Raw genomic sequence first — 9,120 nt, 5'->3', positions numbered from 1 at the left:
GACGGTGGCGCCGACGTCGTCGTCATCAACACGTGCTCGGTCCGGGAGAACGCCGCGACGCGCCTGTTCGGCAACCTGGGCCAGCTCGCCGCCGTCAAGCGGGAGCGTCCCGGTATGCAGATCGCCGTCGGCGGCTGCCTGGCCCAGCAGATGCGGGCCGGCATCGTCGAGAAGGCGCCGTGGGTCGACGTCGTGCTGGGCACCCACAACCTGGACGTGCTGCCCGCGCTGCTGGAGCGCTCGCGGCACAACGCCGAGGCGCAGGTGGAGATCGAGGAGTCGCTGAAGGTCTTCCCCTCGACGCTGCCGACCCGGCGCGAGTCCGCGTTCGCGGCCTGGGTCTCGATCTCGGTCGGCTGCAACAACACCTGCACCTTCTGCATCGTCCCGCACCTGCGGGGCAAGGAGCGCGACCGGCGGCCCGGTGACGTGCTGGCCGAGGTGGGCGCCGTCGTCGCCGAGGGCGCCATCGAGGTGACGCTGCTCGGGCAGAACGTCAACAGCTACGGCGTCGGCTTCGGGAGCCGCGGTGCCTTCGCCAAGCTGCTCCGGGCCTGCGGGCGCATCGACGGGCTCGAGCGGGTGCGGTTCACCTCCCCGCATCCCGCGGCCTTCACGGACGACGTCATCGAGGCGATGGCGACGACGCCGAACGTCATGCCGAGCCTGCACATGCCGCTGCAGTCGGGCTCGGACACGGTGCTGCGCGCCATGCGCCGGTCCTACCGGCGGGAGAAGTACCTCGGGATCATCGAGCGGGTCCGCGCCGCGATCCCCGACGCCGCCATCACCACCGACATCATCGTGGGCTTCCCCGGCGAGACGGAGGAGGACTTCCAGGCGACGCTCGACGTCGTCGAGGCGAGCCGCTTCTCCTCCGCGTTCACCTTCCAGTACTCCCCGCGGCCCGGCACACCCGCCGCGGACCGTGCCGACCAGGTCCCCGCCGCGGTCGTCACCGAGCGGTACCAGCGGCTGGCCGAGGTGCAGCAGCGCATCTCCACCGAGGAGAACGAGCGACAGGTGGGCCGCACCGTCGACGTGCTCGTCGCCGAGGGGGAGGGCCGCAAGGACGGCGCCACCCACCGCCTCTCCGGGCGTGCGGCGGACAACCGACTGGTGCACGTGGCGCTGCCCGCCGACCTGTCCGCGGCCGAACGGCCCCGGCCCGGCGACATGGTCACCGTGGCCGTCACCCACGGGGCGCCGCACCACCTCGTGGCGGACTCCGCGCTCGACGGCGGCCCCTGGGCGGTCCGCCGCACCCGCGCCGGCGACGCGTGGGAGCGGCGCGCGGGGCTCGTCGAGGAGCCGCACGGTCACGGCGACCCGGGCCCCGCCGGGCCGGTCACCCTCGGCCTGCCCACCGTGCGCGTCCGATAGGCCCGCGCCCGTGTGCACGACACGCCGGGTGCGACACGCCGTTCGGGCGTTTCCGCGGAGACGTCGGAGCACCACACCGGTCGGACGCCGCCGTGCTCGCGTGTGCACGACACGCCGGGTGCGACACGCCGTTCGGGCGTTTCCGCGGAGACGTCGTAGCCGCGACCGCCGGCGCCGGCCGCGACCGCCGCCGCCGGCCGCGGCCGCCGGCGCAGGCGGCCGACGCCCGGGGCGGATCAGCTCTCCGGCGACGGCTCCTGGACCGGCGGCATCGAGCGGCCCAGCGCCTGGAAGAACTGCACCCCCGAGGACAGACCGCCCTCGATCAGGTCGAGGAGCTGGCGGTCCGTCGCCCCGGCGGAGACGTCGGCCATGATCTCGGTGCGCACCGTGAGCCCGTCCTCGAGCGGTGCGGTGAACACCGTCGGCCAGACCTTGTCCCGGTTCCAGTCGTTGATGGCCTGGACGACGGGGCCCTCGAGCCCGTCGGGGACCCACCGGCCCCACGTGCCACGCACGCTCAGCACGTCCTGCTGCTCGCCGGCGAGACGGAGCTGGAACTGGTAGCCGTCCCACCTGCCCGCGATCGACGCGTCCGGGGCGGTCCGCACGTGGTAGCCCCGGGTGGTGACCACCTGCCGCAACCGCTCCGGGGTGACCGCCGAGGTCGCCTCGGCACCGCCGCGCCGCTGCGTGGCGTCCGCGACGTCCTCCGCCACGGGCGGGCGCGCCGACCCGACCGCCGGCTGCGGCGGCGGGTCCGGTACCGGCCGGCGCGACCAGGGCCACCTCACGGGACGTCCCCCGCGGAGCCGGCCGGGTCCGGGTAGTGCACCTCGAGGTCGCGCATCATCCGCATGCCCTGCCCGATGCCGCGCTGCAGCAGCCGGAGGAGCTGCCGGTCGCTCACCCCGGTACCGAGCGGGGTCGAGACCTCCGCGACGACGCTGAGCCGGCCGTCGTCGAGCGCCCGTACGTAGCACTTGGGGCCGATGAAATCCCGGTTCCAGCGGTCGACGAGCGCGAGCACCTCACCGAGGCGCTCCAGCGCCAGCCGACGGTGCCAGGCCCCGCGGACCTGCAGCACCGCCCCACCCACCCCGAGGAGGTAGATGTGGAAGACCGCCTGCGCCCACATGGCGCCGAGGTCGCCGTTGCGGTCGGTGAACCAGGGGTAGTCGAGCTCGTCCAGGGCCGCGACGACACGGTCCCTGGAGAGCGGGAGGGCGAGGTCACGCACGGCGGTGGCGCCCGCCGCGGGGCCCGCGGCGGTGGCGCCCGGCGGGTGACGCCGGTCGTCGAACCCGTTCGACCCTGCCATGCACCGAGCCTACGCGGGCTGCCCCGGGCGTGCTCCGGATACGGAGCCGGTAGGTTGGCAGCCGTGCCGGACCCCTTCGAACCCGTCCCGGGACCGGTGGTGGCCGTCGTCGGCATGACCGCCACGGGCAAGTCGGACCTCGCCCTCGACCTGGTCGAGGCGCTGGGCGGGCCGGCAGCGGCCGAGGTCGTCAACGCCGACGCGATGCAGCTCTACCGGGGTATGGACATCGGCACCGCCAAGCTCCCGGTCGACCAGCGGCGCGGCGTTGCCCACCACCAGCTCGACGTGCTCGACGTGCGCCAGGAGGCCACCGTCGCGGCCTACCAGGTCGCCGCACGCGCCGACATCGCCGCGATCCGCTCCCGCGGACGTACCGCGCTCCTCGTGGGCGGCTCCGGCCTGTACGTGCGTTCCGTGCTCGACCACCTCGACTTCCCCGGCACCGACCCCGCCGTCCGTGCCGCGCTCGAGGAGCGGGCCGCCCGCCTCGGGACCCGCCCCCTGCACGCCGAGCTCGCGGCGAGGGACCCCGCGGCCGCCGCACGGATCGAGCCGCGCAACACCCGCCGCGTGGTACGCGCCCTGGAGGTCATCGAACTCACCGGCCGCGCCTACTCCGCCCGCCTGCCCGAGCACGTCTACGCCCTGCCCGCCGTCCAGCTCGCCGTCGCCGTCGCCCGCCCCGAGCTCGACGCCCGCATCGCCACCCGGGCGGCCCGCATGATGGCGGGCGGCCTCGTCGAGGAGACCGAGACGCTGCTCGCCCAGGGCCTGGCCGAGGGCGCCACCGCCCGCCGGGCGGTCGGCTACGCCCAGGCCGCGCAGGTGCTCGAGGGTCGGCTCACCCGCGCGGAGGCGGTGGCGGCCATCTCGATCGCCACCCGCCAGCTCGCCCGCCGGCAGGAGAAGTGGTTCCGCCGGGACCCGCGCATCACCTGGCTGCCGGCCGCCGACCGCGACACCCTGCTCGCCGCGGCGCTGCGTACCCTGGACGCATGACCAGCCCCTTCGGCATCCTTGCCGGCCGCCTGCTGACCACCGGGCACGGCACCGAGAACGACTTCGTCCTGGTGCCCGACGCAGCCGGCGAGCTCGACCTCTCCCCGGCCGAGGTGGCCGCGGCATGCGACCGGCACGCCGGCATCGGCGCCGACGGCCTGATCCGCGTGGTCCGCTCCGCCTCGCTCCCGGAGGGTGCGGCGGCGCTCGCGGCCGACCCGGCGGCGGAATGGTTCATGGACTACCGCAACGCCGACGGGTCCCTGGCCGAGATGTGCGGCAACGGCGTGCGCGTCTTCGTCCACTACCTGCGCGACCGCCACCTGGTCGAGCTCGACGCCGGCGGGACCGTCGCCGTCGGCACCCGGGGCGGGGTCCGCCGGGTGAGCTACGACGGTGCGCAGTACACCGTCGAGATGGGCCGCTGGCAGATGCCCGGCGGGCTCGCGGCCGTCCAGGCCGGCTACGACGTCGTCGTCTCGGTCCCCGGGCTCGAGGGGCCCCGGGCGGGTCTGCGCGTCAGCGTCCCCAACCCGCACACCGTCATCGCGCTGCCGGACGAGGACGAGCTGGCCCACGCGGAGCTCACCCGCCGACCCGGCTACGAACCCGTGCCCCCCGAGGGCACCAACCTCGAGCTGGTGGTGCCGCTCGGCGAGGACGACTCCTCGGGCGAGCGGGTCGGCATCGTCCGCATGCGCGTGCTCGAGCGTGGGGTGGGGGAGACCCGCTCCTGCGGCACCGGCACGTGCGCGGCCGCGCTCGCGGTGCGCACGTGGGGCGGTGTCGGGTCCCCGGACACGTGGCGGGTGCTCGTTCCCGGCGGGGAGGTCCTCGTGCGCGTGCTCGCCGACACCGTGACCCTCACCGGCCCCGCCGTGCTCACCGCCGACGTGACGCTCGTCGGCTGACCCGTGCCGAAGAAGAAGCACCGCCCGCTCCTGCGCGAGTTCGAGCGCTTCGCCCGTGATCTCGACCTGTTCATCGAGGACAGCACCTGGCTGGTCGAGGCGGCGATCCGACTCAAGGCCGACCACCTCGGCTCGCCCGACCCCGCCGCGTGGACCGCGGACGAGATCCGCGCCGTGCTCACCGAGCTCTTCCCGCGCGAGCCGCTGGACGCCGCCACCCGCCGCCTGCTGGTGCCCACCGTCACGCTGTACTTCGGCTTCCTCGGGCGCACCGGCCGGTGGGACTCACCACTCGACGAGCACGCCCTCACCGAACTCATGGCAGGGCTGGCCGGCGAGATGCCGCGGGCCTTCGCGGCGCACGACACCGCGGCGGCCCGGCGCACCGCGGCGGCCCGGCCCACCGATGCGGCCGGCGGCACCGCCGAGCCCGCCGGCAGCACGGCCCGGCGGGCCGGTGCCGAGGCGACCGGCGACCCGCCGGCCGACGCACCGGCGGCCGGGTCGCCCGAGGCGGACCCCGACCTGTTCGGGCCCGACGTGTGGCCCGCCGCCCTCGGCCCGGCCCCCGACCCCGGGGCGCTGCGCCCGGGCGACGCCGACCCCGGCGAGCAGGCCGACCGGTACGAGCGGTCCCTCCTGGTGCGCCGCGCCCGGGCGCTGCTCGCCTGGGTCGCGGACCGTCGCCCGCAGACCCCGGACGGCGAGCTGACGGCGGCGGACTGCGCCGACGTCGTCGAGCGCCTGGACCTGCCCGGCCCGCGCACCTCGATGTGGGCCAACCCTGAGCTGGCGACGTTGTGGGTCGTGCTGCTCGCGACGGGGCACCTGGAGATCCACGGCACCACGGTCGACCCGGGCCGGGCCCTGCCCGGCCCCGCGGAGCCGACGTTCGTCGACGCCGCGACACGCCTGCACGCCACCGTGCTTCGTACCGTCCTGCATCGCCCCGACGCGCCGCGCCTCGCCGCACTCCTGCTCGGCGCCGTGCTGCGCGCCGCCGAGCCCGGCGGCCTCACCCTGGTCGGTGGCGGCGGTGCGCGTGGTGCGGCCGCCGGTGCCGAGGAGGGGCTGGCCTCGGCGTTCGCGATGCTCGCGGCGGCCGGGGTCCTGGACCGCGAGGGCGAGACCTACCGGTTACCGGTCGAGCGGCACGCCGTCGTGCCGCTCACGCTCCAGATGCTCCAGGTGGGCCGGTGACGGTCAGCACGCGGAAGCCCTTGGCGCTGGCCGTGCGGACCACGTCGGCACCGAGGTCGTCCGCGAGCCACCGGTGCAGGGAGTCCGCGCCGAGGTGGCGCTGGACCACCAGATGCGCCCGGCCGGCGGGCGCGAGCCGCGTCAGCCAGCTCCGCAGGAGCGCATGGAGGGCCGGCTTGCCGATCCGGATGGGCGGGTTGGACCAGATCTCGTCGACGGGTGCGCCCGTCAGCGCGGTGAGCGCGTCGTCGGCCCGCTGCGTGCGCACGTTCGCCAGGCCGAGCGCCTCGGCGTTGCGCCGGGTCAGGTCGAGGGCGCGCGCGTTGACGTCCACCCCCACGACCGTGGCAGCCGGGGAGGCCAGCGCCATCGCGAGCGTGATCGGCCCCCACCCGCAGCCGACGTCGACGAGCGTGCCGGTGGCGGGCGGGTCGTCGACGGCGTCGAGCAGCACGCGGGTACCGAGGTCGAGGCGATCACCGGAGAAGACCCCGCCGGTGCCCTGGACCGTGACCTCGTGACCGCGCAGCAGCACCCGCATCGGGCGCAGCTCGGCGGGTGAGGCCGGGTCGGCGGTGAAGTAGTGCTCAGGCGAACTCACCGCGCCAACCTACCGCTGCGGCTGTGGATATCGCGTCCCACGGCGGCGACCACCGTGGGACCATGGAGGCCAGTACGGAAGGAACCCATGACCCCCACCGAGAACTCGCCCGACACCCAGCGCGGCATCACGCAGGACGACCAGCGCGCCGCCGAGGACGTCGTCGCCCGGATCCTGGCCCGGGCCGGCTCCGGGGTGCTGTCCACCGTGGGCACCGCCCTGCAGGCCGACGACGATCTCGGCAGCGCGGTCGACGGCGACCAGTTCGACCGCGAGGACCGTGCGGCGCTGCGCCGCGTGGGCGGGCTGTCCACCGAGCTCGAGGACGTCACCGAGGTCGAGTACCGCCAGCTGCGCCTCGAACGGGTCGTGCTGGTCGGCCTGTGGTCCACCGGCACGGCCGAGATGGCCGAGGTCTCCCTGCGCGAGCTGGCCGCCCTCGCCGAGACGGCGGGCTCCGAGGTGCTCGACGGCCTCCTGCAGCGCCGCGCCACCCCCGACCCGGGCACCTACCTCGGTACCGGGAAGGCGGCCGAGCTCGCCGAGCTCGTGGCCGCCACCGGCGCCGACACCGTCATCGTCGACGGCGAGCTCAGCCCGTCCCAGCGCCGCAGCCTGGAGGACGTCGTCAAGGTCAAGGTCATCGACCGCACGGCCCTGATCCTGGACATCTTCGCCCAGCACGCCAAGTCCCGGGAGGGCAAGGCCCAGGTCGAGCTCGCCCAGCTGGAGTACCTGCTGCCGCGCCTGCGCGGGTGGGGCGAGTCGATGTCCCGGCAGGCCGGTGGCCGGGTCGCGGGCGGTGAGGGCATCGGGTCCCGCGGCCCCGGTGAGACGAAGATCGAGCTCGACCGGCGCCGCATCCGCACCCGGATGGCCCGGCTCCGCCGGCAGATCAAGGACATGGCACCCGCGCGGGAGGCCAAGCGCGGCTCCCGCCGGCACCACGAGGTCCCCTCCGTGGCCATCGTGGGCTACACGAACGCCGGGAAGTCCTCCTTGCTGAACCGGCTCACCGGGGCCGGGGTCCTCGTGCAGAACGCGCTCTTCGCCACGCTGGACCCGACGGTGCGGCGCGCCGCCACCCCCGACGGGCGCGAGTACACCCTCACCGACACCGTCGGCTTCGTCCGGTCGCTGCCCACCGAGCTCGTCGAGGCGTTCCGGTCCACGCTCGAGGAGGTCGCCGAGGCCGATCTGTTGCTCCACGTCGTCGACGGCGCGCACCCCGACCCCGAGGGGCAGGTCCGCGCGGTCCGGTCCGTGATCGCCGACGTCCCCGGCGGTGCGGACGTGCCCGAGCTCATCGTCCTCAACAAGGCCGATCTCGCCGGGCCGGAGGACCTCGCCGCGCTGCGCACCCGGTACCCGGCCGCGGTCACGGTCTCGGCGCGCACCGGAGAGGGCATCGGGGAGCTCGCCGCGACGGTCGCCGAGATGCTGCCCCGCCCCACGGAGCTGGTCGATCTCGTCGTGCCGTACTCGCGCGGCGACCTCGTCTCCCGCGCGCACACGGACGGTGAGATCCTGGCCGAGGAGTACGTCGAGGGCGGCACCCGGCTGCACGCCCGCGTCACCCCGCACCTCGGCGCCGATCTGCGCCGCGCGGCCGCGGCCGCCCCCGAGGCGCCGGCCGCCCGCCCCGCGTCCTGATGGCGGACGTCGGGCCGATCCTGGCCGACGCCGTCGCCGCCCTGGGCGGCACCGCCCGGGTGGGGCAGCAGCAGATGGCCGACGCCGTGGCCCAGGCCCTGGGCTCCGGCGAGCACCTGCTCGTCCAGGCCGGCACGGGCACCGGGAAGTCGCTGGCCTACCTGGTGCCGGTGCTCACCCACGCCGTCGAGAAGGGCGAGCACGCGGTGATCTCGACCGCCACCCTGGCCCTCCAGCGTCAGGTGCTCGTGCACGACGCGCCCCGGGTGGCCGCCGTGGTCGCCGAGCGGACCGGCCTGCGACCCGCCGTCGCCCTGCTCAAGGGCTGGCACAACTACCTGTGCAAGCACAAGGTCGCGGGCGGCTACCCGGCTGAGGAGGAGCCCGGGCTCTTCGCCGCCTCGGCGGCCACCGGCTCGACGGCTACGCCGGAGCACTCCTCCCTCGGCGACCAGGTGCTCCGGCTGCGGGAGTGGTCGGCGGAGACGAAGACCGGGGACCGGGACGACCTCGTCCCCGGGGTGAACGAGCGGGCCTGGCGCCAGGTCTCCGTGACGAAGATGGAGTGCCTCGGGCAGAAGTGCCCGATGATCGCCGAGTGCTTCCCCGAACGGGCCCGGCAGGCCGCCCGCGAGGCCGACGTGGTCGTGACGAACCACGCGATGCTCGGGATCGCCGCCGCGGGCTCCCCGAACGTGCTGCCCGAGCACGACGTCCTCGTCGTCGACGAGGCGCACGAGCTGGCCGACCGGGTGACCGCCCAGGCCACGCTCGAGCTGAGCGCCGGCGTCGTCGAGCGGACGGCGCGCCTGGCACGCCGCCACGCCGGGGTGCACGACGAGTCCCTGGACAAGGCGGCGGCCGTGTTGCGGAAGCGACTGGAGGACGTCCCCGACGGCCGACTCCGGGACGGGCTGCCCGCTGGGCTGCGCGACGCGGTCGTCCTCGTCGAGGCCGGCGCGCGCGCGGCGATCTCGTTCATGAGGCCCGAGAGCGGCAAGAACGCCGTCGAGGACGCCGGCGGCCGGGCCATGGCCCGCTCCGCCATG

9 protein-coding genes are annotated in these 9,120 nt (G+C 75.5%); 6 read left to right on the top strand and 3 right to left on the bottom strand.

Annotated features, from left to right (window positions below):
* Nucleotides 1-1,383, top strand: a 1,383-nt coding sequence (miaB, locus tag ACYC1Z_RS12585; RefSeq protein WP_461409870.1) for a tRNA (N6-isopentenyl adenosine(37)-C2)-methylthiotransferase MiaB, incomplete at its 5' end; no start/stop codon positions are given.
* A 236-nt stretch (nucleotides 1,384-1,619) separates the two neighbouring features.
* Here miaB and ACYC1Z_RS12580 read toward each other — a convergent pair.
* Nucleotides 1,620-2,102 carry a type III secretion system chaperone family protein gene (locus tag ACYC1Z_RS12580; protein WP_461409869.1) on the bottom strand — a complete coding sequence of 161 codons (483 nt, stop codon included), beginning with the start codon at nucleotides 2,100-2,102 and terminating at the stop codon, nucleotides 1,620-1,622.
* A gap of 71 nt (nucleotides 2,103-2,173) precedes the next feature.
* Complete coding sequence (locus tag ACYC1Z_RS12575) at nucleotides 2,174-2,704, bottom strand: type III secretion system chaperone family protein (protein WP_461409868.1); 531 nt, start codon at nucleotides 2,702-2,704, stop codon at nucleotides 2,174-2,176.
* 114 nt (nucleotides 2,705-2,818) lie between these two features.
* Between ACYC1Z_RS12575 and miaA the strand changes: the two genes are divergently transcribed.
* The 3 genes from miaA to ACYC1Z_RS12560 are packed head-to-tail and all read left to right on the top strand — an operon-like array spanning nucleotide 2,819 to nucleotide 5,817.
* Nucleotides 2,819-3,706 (top strand): tRNA (adenosine(37)-N6)-dimethylallyltransferase MiaA, encoded by an 888-nt coding sequence (gene miaA, locus ACYC1Z_RS12570; RefSeq protein WP_461409871.1) that lies wholly within the window; start codon nucleotides 2,819-2,821, stop codon nucleotides 3,704-3,706.
* Nucleotides 3,703-4,617: a diaminopimelate epimerase gene (gene dapF / locus ACYC1Z_RS12565; protein ID WP_461409867.1), complete on the top strand. Its 915-nt coding sequence runs from the start codon at nucleotides 3,703-3,705 to the stop codon at nucleotides 4,615-4,617. The genes miaA and dapF overlap by 4 nt, the downstream gene beginning before the upstream one ends.
* A 3-nt stretch (nucleotides 4,618-4,620) precedes the next feature.
* A complete protein-coding gene (locus ACYC1Z_RS12560; RefSeq protein ID WP_461409866.1) occupies nucleotides 4,621-5,817 on the top strand; it encodes a hypothetical protein in 1,197 nt (398 codons plus the stop codon).
* On the opposite strand, the gene ACYC1Z_RS12555 is transcribed toward ACYC1Z_RS12560, so the two are convergent.
* Entirely contained in the window at nucleotides 5,786-6,418 is a 633-nt protein-coding gene (locus ACYC1Z_RS12555) for a class I SAM-dependent methyltransferase (protein WP_461409865.1), read from the bottom strand. The two genes, ACYC1Z_RS12560 and ACYC1Z_RS12555, sit on opposite strands and share 32 nt — an antisense overlap.
* An 87-nt stretch (nucleotides 6,419-6,505) precedes the next feature.
* Here ACYC1Z_RS12555 and hflX point away from each other — a divergent pair, with 87 nt between their 5' ends.
* Both hflX and ACYC1Z_RS12545 read left to right on the top strand, forming a co-directional pair.
* Complete coding sequence (gene hflX / locus ACYC1Z_RS12550; RefSeq protein ID WP_461409864.1) at nucleotides 6,506-8,071, top strand: GTPase HflX; 1,566 nt, start codon at nucleotides 6,506-6,508, stop codon at nucleotides 8,069-8,071.
* Nucleotides 8,071-9,120, top strand: a 1,050-nt coding sequence (locus tag ACYC1Z_RS12545; protein WP_461409863.1) for an ATP-dependent DNA helicase, incomplete at its 3' end; no start/stop codon positions are given. The genes hflX and ACYC1Z_RS12545, both read left to right, overlap by 1 nt.

The organism is Georgenia sp. (genome assembly GCF_054605595.1).
Note: the sequence above shows the minus strand (reverse complement) of the source record. Positions and strands in the feature narration are given on the sequence as shown.

Coding starts and splice junctions, on each gene's coding strand:
- ACYC1Z_RS12575 (WP_461409868.1), bottom strand. CDS start 2,704: ATGGCAGGGTCGAACGGGTTCGACGACCGGCGTCACCCGCCGGGCGCC.
- miaA (WP_461409871.1), top strand. CDS start 2,819: ATGACCGCCACGGGCAAGTCGGACCTCGCCCTCGACCTGGTCGAGGCG.
- dapF (WP_461409867.1), top strand. CDS start 3,703: ATGACCAGCCCCTTCGGCATCCTTGCCGGCCGCCTGCTGACCACCGGG.
- hflX (WP_461409864.1), top strand. CDS start 6,506: ATGACCCCCACCGAGAACTCGCCCGACACCCAGCGCGGCATCACGCAG.